Source organism: Lentzea nigeriaca (assembly GCF_016907955.1).
Classification (GTDB): domain Bacteria; phylum Actinomycetota; class Actinomycetes; order Mycobacteriales; family Pseudonocardiaceae; genus Lentzea; species Lentzea nigeriaca.
On sequence record NZ_JAFBCX010000010.1, the window covers coordinates 240,594 to 256,563 of the forward strand.

12 protein-coding genes and 1 pseudogene are annotated in these 15,970 nt (G+C 70.5%); 9 read left to right on the forward strand and 4 right to left on the reverse strand.

Annotated elements, in window-relative coordinates; genetic code table 11:
* Positions 1 to 16: 16 nt before the first annotated feature.
* Positions 17 to 775, reverse strand: coding sequence for an SWIM zinc finger family protein (locus JOD27_RS31200; protein WP_204765870.1), 759 nt, complete (start codon positions 773 to 775; stop codon positions 17 to 19).
* Complete coding sequence (locus tag JOD27_RS31205) at positions 775 to 3,093, reverse strand: DEAD/DEAH box helicase (RefSeq protein ID WP_204765871.1); 2,319 nt, start codon at positions 3,091 to 3,093, stop codon at positions 775 to 777. Before JOD27_RS31205 ends, JOD27_RS31200 begins: the two co-directional genes overlap by 1 nt.
* 41 nt (positions 3,094 to 3,134) lie before the next feature.
* On the opposite strand from JOD27_RS31205, the gene JOD27_RS31210 reads away from it, so the two are divergent.
* The 6 genes from JOD27_RS31210 to JOD27_RS45370 all read left to right on the forward strand — a co-directional run bounded on the left by JOD27_RS31210 (position 3,135) and on the right by JOD27_RS45370 (position 11,298).
* Complete coding sequence (locus JOD27_RS31210; RefSeq protein WP_204765872.1) at positions 3,135 to 3,899, forward strand: TetR/AcrR family transcriptional regulator; 765 nt, start codon at positions 3,135 to 3,137, stop codon at positions 3,897 to 3,899.
* A 213-nt stretch (positions 3,900 to 4,112) separates the two neighbouring features.
* Positions 4,113 to 5,354 (forward strand): GlnX family signal transduction membrane protein, encoded by a 1,242-nt coding sequence (locus tag JOD27_RS31215; RefSeq protein WP_307830430.1) that lies wholly within the window; start codon positions 4,113 to 4,115, stop codon positions 5,352 to 5,354.
* Positions 5,355 to 5,377: 23 nt separating this feature from the next.
* Positions 5,378 to 6,307 carry a glutamate ABC transporter substrate-binding protein gene (locus JOD27_RS31220; RefSeq protein WP_204765946.1) on the forward strand — a complete coding sequence of 310 codons (930 nt, stop codon included), beginning with the start codon at positions 5,378 to 5,380 and terminating at the stop codon, positions 6,305 to 6,307.
* Between the two features lie 13 nt (positions 6,308 to 6,320).
* Positions 6,321 to 8,450, forward strand: a complete 2,130-nt coding sequence (locus JOD27_RS31225; RefSeq protein ID WP_204765873.1) for a serine/threonine-protein kinase — start codon at positions 6,321 to 6,323, stop codon at positions 8,448 to 8,450.
* Positions 8,450 to 9,418: a PP2C family protein-serine/threonine phosphatase gene (locus tag JOD27_RS31230; RefSeq protein ID WP_204765874.1), complete on the forward strand. Its 969-nt coding sequence runs from the start codon at positions 8,450 to 8,452 to the stop codon at positions 9,416 to 9,418. The genes JOD27_RS31225 and JOD27_RS31230 overlap by 1 nt, the downstream gene beginning before the upstream one ends.
* A 101-nt stretch (positions 9,419 to 9,519) precedes the next feature.
* Positions 9,520 to 11,298 carry a glycoside hydrolase family 9 protein gene (locus JOD27_RS45370; protein ID WP_239569640.1) on the forward strand — a complete coding sequence of 593 codons (1,779 nt, stop codon included), beginning with the start codon at positions 9,520 to 9,522 and terminating at the stop codon, positions 11,296 to 11,298.
* A gap of 22 nt (positions 11,299 to 11,320) precedes the next feature.
* On the opposite strand, the pseudogene JOD27_RS31235 reads toward JOD27_RS45370, so the two are convergent.
* Positions 11,321 to 12,121, reverse strand: a pseudogene (locus JOD27_RS31235) (helix-turn-helix domain-containing protein); the annotation flags it as partial.
* Between the two features lie 116 nt (positions 12,122 to 12,237).
* Between JOD27_RS31235 and JOD27_RS31240 the strand changes: the two are divergent.
* From JOD27_RS31240 to JOD27_RS31250, 3 genes are read left to right on the forward strand one after another with little or no spacing between them, the layout of a single operon-like run.
* The gene (locus tag JOD27_RS31240) at positions 12,238 to 13,560 is read left to right on the forward strand and encodes an MFS transporter (protein ID WP_204765876.1); all 1,323 of its coding nucleotides are present in this window, start codon (positions 12,238 to 12,240) and stop codon (positions 13,558 to 13,560) included.
* A 23-nt stretch (positions 13,561 to 13,583) separates the two neighbouring features.
* A complete protein-coding gene (locus JOD27_RS31245) occupies positions 13,584 to 13,991 on the forward strand; it encodes a hypothetical protein (protein ID WP_204765877.1) in 408 nt (135 codons plus the stop codon).
* 16 nt (positions 13,992 to 14,007) lie between these two features.
* Entirely contained in the window at positions 14,008 to 14,775 is a 768-nt protein-coding gene (locus tag JOD27_RS31250; RefSeq protein WP_204765878.1) for an alpha/beta hydrolase, read from the forward strand.
* On the opposite strand, the gene JOD27_RS31255 is transcribed toward JOD27_RS31250, so the two are convergent.
* The gene (locus tag JOD27_RS31255) at positions 14,764 to 15,798 is read right to left on the reverse strand and encodes a LacI family DNA-binding transcriptional regulator (RefSeq protein WP_204765879.1); all 1,035 of its coding nucleotides are present in this window, start codon (positions 15,796 to 15,798) and stop codon (positions 14,764 to 14,766) included. The genes JOD27_RS31250 and JOD27_RS31255 overlap by 12 nt on opposite strands.
* Positions 15,799 to 15,970: the final 172 nt, after the last annotated feature.

Here is a 15,970-nt window from a genome sequence, read left to right on the forward strand (position 1 = left end):
TTCTGCTTCTCGGTGATCACCACTCCAGAGTGCCCGAGCGCAGCAGCGCGCGTGCTCTGTTCGCCGCGATCTCCATCAGCGCGGTGAGTTCCGCGGCCTCGAATCCCGGCGGCGGTTCGACCGCGAGCACCACAGGTGTGGTGGTCGGGAGTCCTGGTTTCGCGGGCAGCTGACCTGTGGCTTCGTGCGAAACCACCACAGGTGTTCTGGTCCCGACGGGGCCGGCGACGCGCTGCTGGACCGCGTCGAGGAGTTCCTGTTCCGGTTTCCCCTTGAGCAGCAGGAGGACGAACGGGTCGGCGTCGAGCAGCCAGCCGACCTGGAACGCGAGCGCGGCCGCGTGCAGGCACGGCAGCTCCCAGCCTTCGCAGTCGCAGTCGGGTTCGAGGTCGCCGATGCCGGGCAGCAGGTCCACACCGGACTCTTCGGCGGCCTCGACCAGCGAGCGGGGCATGTCGTTGTCCAGCAACGCGGCGATGTGGCCAGCCTGCTCGGCGACGCGGTCGAGGAACCGTCCCCATTGGACTTCGGTGAGCACCGGCACGTGCACGGTGGTGTTGTGGACCGCGGAGTCGTCGTGCACGGACGCGTGCAGGCGGCCGGGGCTGACGGTGATCGGGCCGACGACGCCGGCGTGGGCGTAGCGGCGGCCGAGGCGCAGCAGCGTCGTGTCGAGGGCGGTGTCCTCCAGGGCCTTCACCCAGGCCTTGCCCCACCACGTGGTGGCGACACGGCGTTTCACCTTGGGGAACGCGGCGAATCCTCGTGCGGTCATCAAGAGCTCCTGAGCTGCACCAGTGAAGCGAGTTCGGCGTCGGTCAGTTCGGTGAAGGCGGCTTCTCCCGCGTGCAGGACGGCGTCGGCGAGGTCGCGTTTGTCCTGCAGGAGCGCGGCGATGCGTTCTTCGACGGTTCCTTCGGTGACGAGCTTGTGGACCTGGACGGGCCTGGTCTGGCCGATGCGGTAGGCGCGGTCGGTGGCCTGGTCCTCGACGGCCGGGTTCCACCAGCGGTCGAAGTGGATCACGTGGTCGGCCCTGGTGAGGTTGAGGCCGGTGCCGGCGGCCTTCAAGGACAGCAGGAACACCGGGGCGCGGCCCTGCTGGAAGTCGTCGACCATCCGCTCGCGCTGGGGCACGGGCGTGCCGCCGTGCAGGAACCGGGTGGGGTACTGGATGTGCTGGTCGAGCAGGCGCGCCATGCCGACGTACTGGGTGAAGATCAGCACCGAGCCGTCCTCGGCGATGATCGTGTCGAGCAGTTCGTCGAGCAGGTCGAGCTTGCCGGACGTGCCCTGCAGCGCGGTGTGGCCGAGATAGTGCGACGGGTGGTTGCAGATCTGCTTGAGCCCGGTCAGGAGCTTCAGCACGAGACCACGCCGCGCCATGCCGTCGCTGGTCGCGATCCGGTAGAGAATCTCCCTGGTCAGCGCTTCGTAGAGCGCGGCCTGCTCGGTGGTGAGCGAGACGGGCAGGTCGGTCTCGGTCTTCGCGGGCAGTTCCGGTGCGACGCCGGGGTCTGACTTGCGGCGGCGCAGCAGGAACGGCCGCACGACCTTGGCGAGGGTGTCGTCGGGTTCCGGCCAGCGGGTGCGGAACGCGCGGTGCGTGCCGAGCAGGCCCGGAGTCGTCCAGTCCAGGACGGCCCACAGCTCGGACAGCGAGTTCTCGACGGGCGTGCCGGACAGTGCGACGCGGGCGGCCGCGGGGATCGAGCGCAGGGCTTTGGCGGTGCCGGAGTGCGGGTTCTTGACGTGCTGGGCCTCGTCGGCGACGACCATGCCCCAGCTGTGGTCGCGCAACGCCTCCGCGTCGAGGCGCATGGTGCCGTAGGTGGTCAGCACGATGCCGGCGCCGGCGAGTGTCCGTTGTGGACCGTGGTAGCGGGTCACAGGCGTTCCCGGCGCGAAGCGGTGGATCTCGCGTTCCCAGTTGCCGAGCAGTGAGGCCGGGCAGACGACCAGCGTCGGGTGCTCGTGCTTCCGGTGCAGGTGCAGGGCGATGAGGGTGATGGTCTTGCCGAGGCCCATGTCGTCGGCGAGGCAGGCGCCGAGACCGAGGCCGGTCATGTGGGCGAGCCAGCGCAGGCCGTGGAGCTGGTAGTCGCGCAGGGTCGCCCGGAGTTCGCCCGGCGCCTCGATCTCCGGGATGGTCGTGATCGCCGTGGTGAGGCTGTGCGGGGCGACCTCGACGTGTTCGCCGTCGATGATCGCGGTGCCGGTGAGGGCGGCGGTCACGGCGTGCACGGCGGTGATCGGGTTGAGCTGTTGCCGGGCCTTGCTCCTGAGGTTGGGGTCGACGAGCACCCACTGGTCGCGCAGGCGCACGACCGGGCGGCCGGCTTCGGCGATGACGTCCATCTCGGCGTCGGTCAGCGCCGAGCCACCGAGCGCGAGCTGCCAGTCGAACGTGAGCAGGTCGCCTGCCGTGAACTTCCCGCTCGGTTCTCCGATGACGGCTTTCGCGGACAACGACGTGGTGAGGTTCTTGGGCCAGTGGACCTCGATGTCGGTGGTGAGCAGTTCGGCGACCTCGTCGTCGGTGAGCTCGGCCTGGTCGAGCAGGCGTTGCAGCGGTGGCCAGGTGGCGCGGCCGATCGCGCGGATGGCGTCGAGCTCGCGGCCGGATCCGCGCACGTCGCGCGGGTAGGGGTCGGTGATGCCGCGGACCTGCACGATCGCGCGGAATCGCAGGTCGTCGGTCGTCTCGATGCGCAACGACAGCCTGATCTGCTCGTCGGCCCACGCCTTGAGCTCCGGCACCTCGCGGGGTTCGGCCCCGGCGAACGGCCCGGAGCCGGTGCGGGGCAGCGCGTCGGCGACGGCGTCGAGGAACTGGCGCAGTTCGTCGTAGTCGCCGTGCGCCGCGAGCTGCCGCAGGTGCAGTTCGTCGGCGTGGTCGAGCGGGCCGATTCGCCACGTGTCGTGGTTGCCCGCGGTGACGCTCGGCACGATCCGGCCGCGGGCGATCAGGTTGAGCGCGGTCGCGGTGGCCACTCCCCAGTAACCGTCGTCGGCGAGTACGTCTGGCAGGGCTTCGAGCAGGGGTTTTCCGTCCAGCTGGCCGAGTCTGGGCGGGTCGGCAGGCGCGAACATACTATGTACCGTACAGCATACGGTACGGTAGGGTCACGTCCGTGATCGAACACACGGGCAGCGGTGACCCCGCGCGGACGCTGGCGTTACTGTGGCGCACGCAGGAGCGGACGAGCCGCAGGGGCAAGCCGGACCTGAGCGTCGACCGGATCGTGCAGGCGGGCATCGCGCTGGCCGACGCCGACGGGTTGAAGGCGCTGTCGATGCGCCGCGTGGCCGAGTCGCTGGGCGTCGGCACGATGTCGCTCTACACCTACGTGCCCGGCAAGGGCGAGCTGATCGACGTCATGGTCGACACCGTGCAGGCCGCGACCGGCCGCGAGGTGGTCGAGGGCTGGCGTGAGCACCTCACGTACGTGGCGCGGGAGAACCTGGCGCTGTACCGGCGTCACCCGTGGTTGTTGCAGGTCGCGCCGTCACGCACGGTACTGGGCCCGCAGGTCGCGGCGAAGTACGACTTCGAGCTGCGCGGCCTGGACGGCATCGGTCTGTCGGACGTGGAGATGGACTCGGTGCTGAACCTGGTCCTCGGGCACGTGCAGAACTCGGCACGCGGGCTGACGGCGGCCGCGGTGACCGAGAAGGAGACCGGGCTGACCGACCAGCAGTGGTGGGACGCGGCGGTTCCGTTCCTGATGACCGTGTTCGACGCGGCTCGCTATCCGGTCGCGTCGCGGGTCGGCAACGCGGTCGGTGAGGCGCACCAGAGCGCGTTCAGCCCGGAGCACTCGTTCGAGTTCGGGCTGACCATGATCCTCGACGGCATCGCCCAGCTGATCGCCACCCGATCCCACCCTGCTTGCTGACCGCACGCGGGGCCCCCACGTACTCCAGGAGAGTACGAAAGCTCCCCGCGTACTCCACGGCGGCGGGGTGGCGGCGGTTACGGGCTCATGACACCCGTGCGGGATGAGTGGGTAATTCCCGCGCGGTGTCCCTCAACTGCCTACAGTTACGCCACGCGCAGTGGTGACGATCACCACGACGCGTGGACAGCACCGCCACAGGGAGGCCCGCTCGTGGTGATCGACTCGCAGCCGCGGCAGGCGCTGGTGCGCCGGGTCACCGGTCTCGCGCGGTCGACACCGGGGCGGTTGAGCCTGATCGTCGTGGTGCTGGTGCTGGCGAGTCTGGCCAGCGGCTGGCTGTCGACGTGGAGCGTGAACCGGCAGGAACGGGCGCTGGAGGACCTCGCGACCCGGTCGGAGCCCCTCTCGCACGCGGCGCAGGAGGTCTACCGGGCGTTGCAGGACGCCGACGCGACGGCGGCGAGCGCGTTCCTGTCCGGCGGGCTGGAGCCGCCCGCGTTGCGTGAACGCTACGAGGCCGACATCGCCCAGGCCCAGGCCGCGCTGTCGGTGGCCACGGCCTCCTCCCCCGACCTGACGGCGACGCTGTCCGCCCAGCTGCCCGTCTACACGGGACTGATCGAGACGGCGCGCACGAACAACCGGCAGGGCTTCCCCGTGGGCGCGGCGTACCTGCGGGAAGCGTCCGGGCTGATGCGCACGCAGCTGCTGCCGTCGGCGCAGGAGCTGTACCGGGCGGAGACCGACCGGGTGGCCGGCGCGCAGGACGAGGCGGGCTTCCCGTGGGCTCCGGTGCTGGTGGCGCTGGCGTTCGTGATCGCGCTGGTGCTCACCCAGCGGTACCTGACCCGCAAGACGAACCGGCTGCTCAACGTCGGCCTGCTGGTCGCGACCGGTGCGGCGGTGCTGTCGCTGCTGTGGGTGACGACAGTGTCGGTGCTGGTGATGAACGACGTCGCCGACTCGCGCAAGGCGTCGAAGACGGTCGACGTGCTGGCGCAGGCGCGGATCGCGACACTGACAGCGCGAGGCGACGAGACCCTGACGCTGGTCGCGCGGGGTGCGGGCCAGGCCTACGAGAAGAGCTTCGTCGAGGTCTCCGAACGGCTGGAGGGCCAGCTCGACCAGGCCAAACGGCTGGCCAACACCGAGGCCGTCGACCAGGCGATGCGGCACTTCCGCCAGTGGCAGCAGGTGCACCAGCGCATCCGCGGGGCCGACGACGCCGGTCAGTACAACGACGCGGTGGCGTTGATCGACAACCCGTACTTCGACTCCCTGGACAAGGACCTGGTGCGGGCGATCGGTGAGGCGCGGCAAGACTTCAGCGACGAGGTGGCGGTGGCGCGGGCGTCGCTCGCGGGCACCGTGGTCGGGGTGCTGGTGCTCGCGGTGATCAGCGCGGCAGGGTCGACGATGGGATTGTGGCAGCGGCTCAAGGAGTACCGGTGAGACGACTGGCGCTGGTATCGATCATGTTGCTGACCGCGTGCTCGGCGGGTCCGGCGCCCAGCGAGGTCGTACCCCGCAGCGGCCCGGCACCGCAGCCGGCAGGCGCCAGCACGGTCACGGCCGCCCCGAGCAGCTCGGCGAGCCCGGCGCCGTCGTGCGACGCGACGGCGAGCCTGCGTCCCGGCCCGCTGCCTCCCGCGGGGCAGATGCCGGCGGGCTCGAACATGGAGCGGATCCTCAAGCGCGGCCGGTTGATCGCCGGGGTGGACCAGAACTCGTACCTGATGGGGTTCCGCAACTCGTTCACCGGTGAGATCGAGGGCTTCGACGTCGACGTGGTGCGGCAGATCGCCAAGGCCATCTTCGGTGACGAGAAGAAGGTCCAGTTCAAGGTCGTCACGTCGGCCGAGCGGATTCCGATGCTGCAGAGCGGCGAGGTCGACCTCGTCGTCCGGACGATGACGATCACGTGTGAACGGCTCGAGCGCGTCGACTTCTCGTCGGTCTACTACCAGGCGGGGCAACGGGTGCTGGTGCGCCGCAACTCGGGCAACACCAGTGTGGACAGCCTCAAGGACAAGAGGGTGTGCGTGGCGTCGGGGTCGACGTCACTGGGCAACGTGATCAACCGGGTGAAGACGACGGTGAGCGTGCCGAACTGGACGGACTGCCTGGTGATGCTGCAGCAGGGGCAGACCGACGCGATCTCCACCGACGACACGATCCTCGCGGGCCTGGCCGCGCAGGACCCGTACACGGAGGTGGTCGGGGGGCGGTTCACCGAGGAGCCGTACGGGGTGGGTATCCCCAAGGGACAGGAGGACCTGGTCAGGTTCGTCAACGGCGTACTGGAACGAATGCGCTCCGACGGCTCGTGGAGCGGGATCTACTGGCGTTGGCTGAGCACGCTGGGTCCGGCACCGGCGCCGCCCGTCGCTCGTTATCGGGACTAGGGAGGGTCGCGAGATGGGTGAGGAACTGGATCTGCCCGCGACAGGGCCCGCGACGTCACCGGGGACCGCACCCTGGTCGGTGTCGCAGGAGGTCTCGCGATCGAGCTCAGGCCGGTCGCGGCGGGGCAGCGCGCGGTCGATGAGCCGCGGCCGGCTGGGCGCGGGGCTGGTCGAGGTGCCGCGGGTGCCGTACCGGGATCCGAAGACCGCGGTGCTGGAGAACCCCGAGGTGCCGGAGGCCAAGCGGTTCTGCTCGAAGTGCGGCAAGAAGGTCGGGCGGCGCAAGGACGGCAAGCCCGGCAGGGTCGAGGGGTTCTGCCCGCAGTGTGGTCACGCGTACTCGTTCACGCCCAAGCTCGAGCCGGGCGAGCTGCTGCACGACCAGTACGAGGTGCTGGGGTGTCTCGCGCACGGTGGCCTGGGGTGGCTGTACCTGGCGCTGGACCACGCGGTGAGCGACCGGTGGGTGGTGCTCAAAGGCCTGCTCGACTCGGGTGACGCCGATGCGATGGCGGCGGCGATGGCGGAGCGGCGGTTCCTGGCCGAGGTCGAGCACCCGAACATCGTGAAGATCCACAACTTCATCCGGCACGAGGACCGCAAGACCGGCAACACCGTCGAGTACATCGTGATGGAGTACGTCGGCGGCGAGTCGATCAAGGACATGATCACGAAGCGGCGCCGCGAGGGCCGCGGTGACGAGGCGTTGCCGCTGGCGCAGGCGATCGCGTACGTGCTGGAGATCCTGCCCGCGGTCGGTTACCTGCACGGCGTGGGGCTGCTGTACTGCGATTTCAAGCCGGACAACATGATCCACACCGAGGAGCAGCTCAAGCTGATCGACCTGGGCGCGGTGCGCCGCATCGACGACCACCACTCCCCCATCTACGGCACGATCGGCTACCAGGCGCCGGAGATCGGCACGATCGGGCCGTCGGTGTTCTCCGACATCTACACCGTCGGGCGCGCTTTGGCGGTGATGAGCTTCCCGTTCGACTTCCGCGGCCGTTGCAAGGACCGGCTGCCCACAGTGGACGAGGAGCCGCTGCTGGGCCGGTTCGAGTCGTTCCACCGGCTGCTGCTGCGCGCGACGAACCCGAACCCGGAGCTGCGGTTCTCCAGCGCGGAGGACATGGCCGACCAGCTCACGGGTGTGCTGCGCGAGGTGCTGTCGATCGAGGACGGTGTGCAGCGGCCGGGCCCGTCACGGCAGTTCACCCCGGAACGGCGCCGGTTCGGGGTGGAGGGCGCGCTGGACCTCACCGAGGTGGCGCTGGCGTTGCCGGTGCCGACCGTGAGCACCTCCGACGCGGCCGCCTCCTGGCTGGCGACGGCGACGACGTCGGATCCGGCGGGCCTGCGCAAGGCACCGGAGCTGACGGTGGAGGTGCGGCTGCGGATCGTGCGGGTGCTGATCGAGTCCGGTGACACCGAGGCCGCGCTGCGGGAGCTGGAAGCGCTGACGACACCGTCGATGTTCGACGAGTCCGAGCTCGACCCGGAGGACTGGCGGCCCGACTGGTACCGCGGCCTCGCGGCGTTGACCGACAAGCGGCCGCAGGACGCGCTGGGGTTCTTCGACGCGGTGTGCTCGGCTGTGCCGGGTGAGGCGGCGCCGAAGCTCGCGCTGGGCGTGTGCTGCGAGGCCACCGAGGATCTGAAGGCGGCGGCGGGCTGGTACGAGCTCGTGTGGCGCACCGACCACGCGTACGTGTCGGCGGCATTCGGGCTGGCGCGGGTTCTGCTCGCGTGCGGCGACCGGGCGCGGGCGGTCGAGGTGCTGCTGTCCGTTCCGGACACTTCCTCCCAGCATCTGGCCGCGCAGATCGCGGCGGTCCGCGCGCAGCTCGGTCACGGCGACGCCGACGACCTCGTCGCGGCCGGGGAACGCTTGCACGCCTTGGACATCGACGTACATTCGCACACCCAGCTGTCGGCGGAACTGCTGGAGGCGGCGTTCGACTACGTGACCCGCAATCAGGCCGCCGAGGGCAGGGTGCTGGACTGTGCACTCTCCGAACACGAGCTTCGGCTGGGTCTCGAGCGGCGCTACCGCACGCTGGCCCGGTTCGCGGCCACGCCGGAGGAACGGATCGCATTGGTGGACCGCGCGAACGCGGTAAGGCCGAGGACGTTGGTTTGATGGACACCCTGAAGTGCCCGGAGTGCTTCGCGCCCGTGGCGCCGGAAGACCGGTTCTGCGAGGCGTGCGGGCGCAACCTGCTGGTCCGCCGCACGCCGCTGGGCGGGCCGACCGGGCCCGCGCAGGCTTCGTGCATCCTGTGCGGCTCGCCGGACATCGACGACGAGGACTACTGCACCCAGTGCGGGCGGCACCAGCCGTCGGCGCGTGACCGGGTCGAGTACACCCTCGGCGCGGTGTCGGGTGTGTCGGACCGGGGCAAGCGGCGGGCACGCAACGAGGACTCGATGGCGTTCGGGCACGTCGCGGGCAAGGGTGCCGCCGCCGTCGTCTGCGACGGTGTGGCGTCGTCCGAACGCGCTGAGCAGGCGTCGCAGGCCGCTGCCGACGCGGCGGTGGACGTGCTGCTGAACGCGTTGATCGACTCCGCCGACGCCGAGCAGGCGATGGTCGACGCCGTCTCGGCCTCGTGCTTCGCGGTCGAGCAGCTGGTGGAGAACGAGCCGGTCGAGGCGGGTGGCCGGGGTGTCGCACCGTCGTGCACGTTCGTGTCGGTGCTGGTCACCGAGAACTCGGCGACGATCGGCTGGGTCGGCGACTCACGGGCGTACTGGTTGTCCGAGGAGGGCTCCAAGCAGCTCACGACCGACGACACGTGGGCGGCGCAGCTGGTCGCGGAGGGTGTGCTGACCGAGGAGCAGGCGCGCACGGACCGGCGGGCGCACGTGCTGTCGCGGTGGATCGGCGCGGACGCCGGGCAGGTGGTCCCGCAGGTCGTGACGCTGAAGCCGACCTCGCCGGGTGTGTTCCTGCTGTGCTCGGACGGGCTGCACAACTACCGGCCGCAGCCGGAGGACCTGCAGCCGTTGCTGCCGTGCGGGCCGGAGGAGTTCGTGAAGGTCGCCCTCGAAGCAGGTGGCCACGACAACATCACGGTCGTGCTGGTGCCGTTCGCCCCGGCGGGCTGAGGTTCGCGGCAACCTGGGGCCGTGCCCTGGGTTTGGGCGCTTGACTGAAGCCATAGAGTGATCGTGCCGCCGCCCTCCGTTACGTTTTGGAGGCGTACGGGATGGGCACTGGTAGGCGTTCGTTCCTGCTCGCAACGGCTGGAGCGCTGGCCGCGGCGGGTACGGCTTCAGCCTCGCCGGGCGGGCTGACGTGGGTGCTGACGAACAACGTCGGCTATGAGGCCGAGGGGCCGAAGCGGGCGGTGATCGCCTGTTCGACGCCGGGGGCGCACCGGTTCGAGCTGGCCGAGCACGGCAGCGGCAAGGTGGTGTATCGCGGCACCGCGAGGCAGGTGGGGCCGGTGGCGGACTGGAAGGCGAACCAGTTCCCGGCGGTGCCGTCGTTCTACTCGGTCGCGGACTTCTCGAACTTCACACGTTCTGGTGAATTCGTGCTGTCGACGGACGGCGGGGTGTCGCGGCCGTTCGTGATCGAGCCGCTGGTGCTGGAGCGGCGGACGTTGCCGCACGTGGTGCGGTTCTTCAAGGACTCACGGTCCTTCGGCGAGTACGACCGGGTGGACCGCTCGCTGCCGTACGAGCCGGATCGGTCGATCCGCGTGGACGCGCACGGCGGGTGGTACGACGCGGCTGCGGACTGGTCGAAGCACTTCACGCAGCTGTCGAAGTACTCGTTCTGCAACACGCTGCAGCTGCCGTTGACCGCGTACGTGCTGTGGGCGGCCTACGACGAGCTGACGCGGCGGGCGAACCCGGATTTCCGGCACCTGCGGGAGCTGCTGCACGACGAGGCGGTGTACGGGGCGGACTACCTGGTGCGGGTGCAGATGCCGGGCGGGTCGTTCTACGGGTCGGTGCGGCAGCCGCAGGAGGACGACATCGGCATCGACCCGGCGAAGCGGTTCCTGCGCAAGGGCCCGCTGAACTACCGCGAGGGTTGCGGGGTGGCCATCGCGGCGTTGGCGCGGGCGGCGCGGGGCACGGTGGACGGGGAGTTCCCGCGGTCGCGGTACCTGGCGGCGGCCGAGGCGGCGTTCGAGTTCCTGCAGGTCAACAACGTGCGGTTGACCAACGACGGCAAGGAGAACATCCAGGACGACTACAACGTCCTGCTCGCCGCCGTGGAGTTGGTCAAGACGGCCCCGAAGCCGGAGTACCGGGCTGAGGCGGACAGGCGGGCGGCCGCTCTGGTCGCGCGGTTGATGCCACGCGGGCATTTCCGGGCTGATGACAAGGATCGGCCGTACTTCCACCCGTCCGATGCGGGCATGCCGGTGGTGGCGTTGCTGGCGTATGCGTCGATCGCGGGCCCTGACGTGCTGGCGGCGGTCCGGAAGTCGCTGGAGTTCGAGCTGTCGATCACCGGCGCGGTGCCCAACCCGTTCGGGTACGCGCGGCAGGTGGTCCAGACGGCGGCCGGTGAGCGGTTCGACGGGTTCTTCTTCCCGCACGACGCGGCGGGCACGTGGTGGCAGGGCGAGAACGCGCGCCTGGCCTCACTGGCGACCGCGGCGAGGCTGGCGGCCCGGAAATTCGACGCAGCGTTCGATGCGGCGTTCGCGGCGCGCCTGCGGTCGTACGCGGCGGACCAGCTGAACTGGATCGTGGGCTGCAACCCGTTCGACGTGTGCATGCTGGAGGGCAGCGGGCGGACGGCGCCGATCTACCTGGAGTACCCGGACGGGTCGGCGACGGGGTCGTGGCGGTGGGTCCGGGCTGCGGGCGGGATCGTCAACGGGATCACCGGTCGTGCCGCGGACGGGCGTGGGATCGAGTGGGATCCGGGTGTGGCGTCGTCGGGTCCGAACACGGACTGGCGGTGGCTGGAGCAGTGGATCCCGCACTCGACGTGGTTCCTGTACGCGGTGGCCGCGGGGTAGCGACGAGGTCGAGCAGCGTCATCGCGTCGTGGTCGGGGGTGCCGGGCGTGGCGAGGTAGACGATGAGGCGCTGGCCCTGGCCGCGGTTGAGGGTCAGCGCCTCGTGCGAGAGCGTCATGGTGCCGACCTCGGGGTGGTAGGTGGTCTTCTCACCGTCGCCGATGGTGCGGACCTCGTAGCGTTCCCAGAACCGGTTGAAGTCGGGGCTCTTGACGACGAGCTCGCCGACCAGTGAGGCGAGGTCGGGGGCGTCGGGGTCGGTGCCGGCGATGGCGCGCAGCTGCGCGACGCACGCCTGTGCTTTCTGTTCCCAGTCTGCCCACAGCTCGCGGGCGGCGGGGTGCAGGAACGTGTAGCGGATGGTGTTGCGCTGCCGTTCGGGCCAGTCCTCGATGCCGTACAGCAGCCGCAGTCCGCCGGGGTTGGCGGCGAGCAGGTCGTTGGTGCGGCTCACGACGTAGGCGGGGTTGGGCCGCAGGGTCTCCAGCAGCCGCAGCATGGTGGGGCGGACACGACGGGACGGCAACGGGCGGGGTTCTGGAGCCTGCCGTGCCGCCTGGGCGGCGAGTCCGCGCAGGAAGTCCCGTTCCTCGCAGTTCAGGCGCAGCGCACCGGCCAGCGCCTCGACGACGGCGGGGCTGGGCCTCGTCTCCTTGCCGCGTTCGAGCCGCACGTAGTAGTCGATGCTCACGCCGGCCAGTGCGGCGACTTCCTCGCGGCGCAGGCCGGGGGTGCGGCGGGGCCCGGTTCTGGAGGGCAGTCCGACGTCGGCCGGGCTGATGGCGCCGCGGCGTGCTCGCAGGAACCTCCCGAACTCGGTCATGGTCTTCAGTCTGCCAGCGGGAGGCCCGGTTTCCCTGGCCGTGTCACACCCCCTCTGGCGCTACCCGGAAAATCGCGGTCTGCTCCGCGGCCTCGATGCTGACCAGCCTTGATCAGGTGACGACGACTCTCGCACCACCACAACAGACGGCCGGGCCGAAGCTGGTCCTGGCGACCGCGTTTCTGGGCGTCTTCCTGATCAACCTCGACTCCATGGCGATGAACGTCGCGCTGCCGGGTATCGGACGCGAGTTCGGCGGCAGCACGGCGGCGTTGCAGTGGATCGTGGACGCCTACCTGGTGATGTTCGCGGCACTGCTGCTGTCCGCGGGCGCTTTGTCGGACCGGGTCGGGGCGAGCCGTGCGTTCGGTGCCGGTGCCGCGGTCTTCACGTTCGCCTCGGTGGCGTGCGGGCTGGCGCCGGGGCTGGGCGGGCTGATCGGTGCCCGGCTGCTGCAGGGCGGTGCGGCGGCGATCATGCTGCCGTCGTCGCTGGCGCTGGTGCGGCAGGCGTTCCCGGACGCGGTGGCGCGGGCACGGGCGATCGCGCTGTGGACCGTGGGCGGGGCTCTGTCGCTCGCCGCGGGTCCGCTGGTCGGCGGGGTGCTGACCGGCACGCTGGGCTGGCGGGCGATCTTCTTCGTGAACCTGCCGGTCGGTGTGGTGACGCTGCTGGTGCTGGCCCGTGCGCCGCGCTCGCCGCGGGTGACCCGGCCGCTCGATCCGCTCGGGCAGGTCACCGCGATCGTGACGCTGGTGGCACTGACGTTCGGGGTGATCGACGGCGTGCAGCCGGTGGCGCTGGGTGTGGCGGCGGTGGCGGCGCTGGTGTTCGTGCTGGTCGAGTCGCGGGCGGCGGCGCCGATGGTGCCGCTGGGCCTGTTCCGGTCGCGCACGGTGACGTTGTCGGTGGTGATCGGGTTCGTGGTGAACGCCGCGTTCTACGGCCTGGTGTTCGTGCTGAGCCTCTACTTCCACGACCGGCTGGGGCTCTCGGCGATGACGGCGGGACTGGTGTTCGCGCCGATGACTGCGGTGATCGCGGTGGCCAACCTGGTCTCGGCGCGGGTCGCGGCCAGGTTCGGGCCGCGGCTGCCGATCGCCGTCGGCCAGCTGGTCTGCGCGGCGACGATGGTCGCGCTGCTGCGGGTGGACGAGGGGACGCCCCTGCCGGTGGTCGCGGCCCTGCTGGTCGGGGTCGGCTTCGGGCTGGGCAGCGCGATCCCGTCGCTGACCGCCGTGCTGATGGGCCACATCGCCGCGGACCGGGCGGGCATGGCCGCCGGGGTGCTGAACTCGTTCCGGCAGACCGGCGGCGCGCTCGCGGTGGCGGTGTTCGGGGCGGTGGGGCTGCGGGCCGGGCTGGCGGTGGCCGTGGTGATGCTGGTGGCCGCCTCGGCCGCGGCGCTGCTGTTGCCGCGCCGGTTTACCGCCGACTAACTGCGGCGGGGCACTGTCGCGGCGTGAGATTCGTTTCTGTCGCGGCGGTGGCCGCTTTCGCGCTGGCCGCGCTGTCGTCCGGGGTGGCGCACGCGGAGTCGGCGCCGGGGTGTGCTCGGGTGACGCAGATCGGCAGGACCGCCTACATCGACGAGGGTGGTGGCCCGGTGGCGTCGGTGAAGCAGTTCAAGGGCTGTGGCAAGAACTGGGCGTACGTCTACGTGTGGGACTGGTACCACAACAAGGGCGACCGCTACTACGTCACGGCGGCGATCCTGCCCGGTTCGCGGGGGCACGTGAAGGGCGCCGACCGCGAGCGCGAGGTGTGGTCGCACGGCACCGACACGTTGTCGATCTGCACGCAGGCGCAGGGGCATCTGGTGGACAACCCGGAGTTCGCGTTCTTCGCGACCACCGACAAGCGCTGCTGAACCTCATCATGGGGTGATGTGGAGGCCGGTGTTGATCGCGGCGGCGGTGGTTGTCACCATCGTCGCCGTGGTCTTCGCCTTTCAGCGCAAGCTGATCTACTTCCCCTCCCCCGGTCCGTTGCCGTCCGCGGAGGAGGTTTTGCCTGGTGGGCGCGATGTGCGGCTGGTGGCGGCGGACGGTCTGCTGCTGAACGGCTGGCATTTCGAGGTGTACGACGCGCCGGCGACGGTGATCGTGTTCCCCGGCAACGGCGGCAACCGGCTGGGGCGGGTGCCGCTGGCGCGGGCGCTGACCGAGCGCGGGTTGTCGGTGTTGCTGTTCGACTACCGCGGCTACGGCGACAATCCGGGTGTGCCCTCGGAGGAGGGTCTGACCTATGACGCGCGGGCGGCGCTGGATCTGATCGACGGTCCGGTGATCTACTTCGGCGAGTCGCTGGGGGCCGCGGTCGCCGTCGAGCTCGCGACCTATCGGGCGCCTCTCGGGCTGGTGCTGCGGTCGCCGTTCTCGTCGCTGGCGGCGGTCGGGGCGCACCACTACCCGTGGCTGCCGGTGAAGATGGTGTTGCGGGACAAGTATCCCGTGCTCGAGCGGGTGTCCGCTGTGGACGTTCCGACGGTGGTGCTGCTGGGCACGGCGGACTCGGTGGTGCCGCCCGCTCAGAGCCGTGAGGTCGCCGCCGCCGCGAAGGCGAAGCTGGTCGAGATCTCCGGCGCCGACCACAACGACGAGGCGCTGTGCTCGGGTCCGCAGGTGATCGACGCGGTGCTGTCAGTCGGCTGACGGCGCGATCTCGCCGGAGCCCCGGCGCACGAGGGCGGCGGGGACGACGGCGTGCACGGGTGGTGAGGTGTCGCCGTCGATGCGGGCGAAGATGAGCTCGGCGGCTTTGCGGCCGAGGCGGGGCACGTCCTGGCGCACGACGGTGATGCCGGGTTCGAGCATGTCGGCGAGCGGGAAGTCGTCGAAGCCGATGAGGGCGACGCGGTGTTGCAGGCCGCGGGCGCGCAGCACGCGCATGGAGCCGACGGTGACCAGGTTCTGGGCGGTGAACAGCGCGGTGGGTGGTTTCGCGAGGTCGAGCAGCATCGCCGTGGCCGTTTCGGCGAGGTCGGCGCCGTGCAGGTCGGTGCGCACGAGCTCTTCGCGCAGGGTGAGCCCGGCCTGGGCGAGGCCTTCGAGGTAGCCGGTGTAGCGCTCCTGGCTGGTCCACAGGGTCCGGCGGTCGCCGAGGAACGCGATGTCGCGGTGGCCGAGCGAGGCGAGCTGCAGGACGGCTTCGCGGGAGCTTTCGCGGTTGGTGGTGGTGACGCAGTCGGTGCCGCCGAAGGTGGGTGGCCGGTCGACGAGCACCATCGGGGTGCCGCGGTCGCGTTCCTGCTGCAGGGCGTCCTGGTGGCCGCCGGCGGCCATGACGACGAGGCCGTCGACGCGGCGCGCGGACAGCGACAGCAGCAGTTCGCGTTGCAGGGAGTGGTCGTCCTCGCTGCTGCCGGCGAGCACGAGGACGCCGTTGTGGCGGGCGCGGTCCTCGACGGCGCGCAGCAGCGCGGAGTCGAACGGGTTGGAGAGGTCCTCGAACAGCACGCCGATGGTGGCGCTGCGGCGGTCGGAGCGGCGCAGGCTGCTGGCGGTCAGGTTGGGCCGGTAGCCCAGGGTGCGGGCGGCGGCGCGGACGCGTTCGACGACCTCGGGGCCCGCGCCGGGCAGGCCGTTGATGACCCGCGAGACGGTCTTGGTGCTGACCTTCGCCAGGGCCGCGACGTCGCGCATCGTGGGTTCGCGTCTTTCGCCTGCATGATCCATGTCCACCCACCTCGGGTAACGCTTGCGTAACGCCCGCTTGTCGCTTCTTCTCCGCGAAAGCTAGCGTCAACGATGACGTAACGGAACCCCCGGTTCTCTATCTCTTACGTAGCCGAGCCAGCTCCATCCGATTTCGACTCACACGGCCGGTTACGTCAACGTTGACGTAGGA

Bases quoted from the DNA above. Each gene is read 5' to 3' on its own strand.
- JOD27_RS31200 (WP_204765870.1), bottom strand. From the start codon at position 775: ATGACCGCACGAGGATTCGCCGCGTTCCCCAAGGTGAAACGCCGTGTC.
- JOD27_RS31205 (WP_204765871.1), bottom strand. From the start codon at position 3,093: ATGTTCGCGCCTGCCGACCCGCCCAGACTCGGCCAGCTGGACGGAAAA.
- JOD27_RS31220 (WP_204765946.1), top strand. From the start codon at position 5,378: ATGTTGCTGACCGCGTGCTCGGCGGGTCCGGCGCCCAGCGAGGTCGTA.
- JOD27_RS31225 (WP_204765873.1), top strand. From the start codon at position 6,321: ATGGGTGAGGAACTGGATCTGCCCGCGACAGGGCCCGCGACGTCACCG.
- JOD27_RS31230 (WP_204765874.1), top strand. From the start codon at position 8,450: ATGGACACCCTGAAGTGCCCGGAGTGCTTCGCGCCCGTGGCGCCGGAA.
- JOD27_RS45370 (WP_239569640.1), top strand. From the start codon at position 9,520: ATGGGCACTGGTAGGCGTTCGTTCCTGCTCGCAACGGCTGGAGCGCTG.
- JOD27_RS31250 (WP_204765878.1), top strand. From the start codon at position 14,008: ATGTGGAGGCCGGTGTTGATCGCGGCGGCGGTGGTTGTCACCATCGTC.
- JOD27_RS31255 (WP_204765879.1), bottom strand. From the start codon at position 15,798: ATGGATCATGCAGGCGAAAGACGCGAACCCACGATGCGCGACGTCGCG.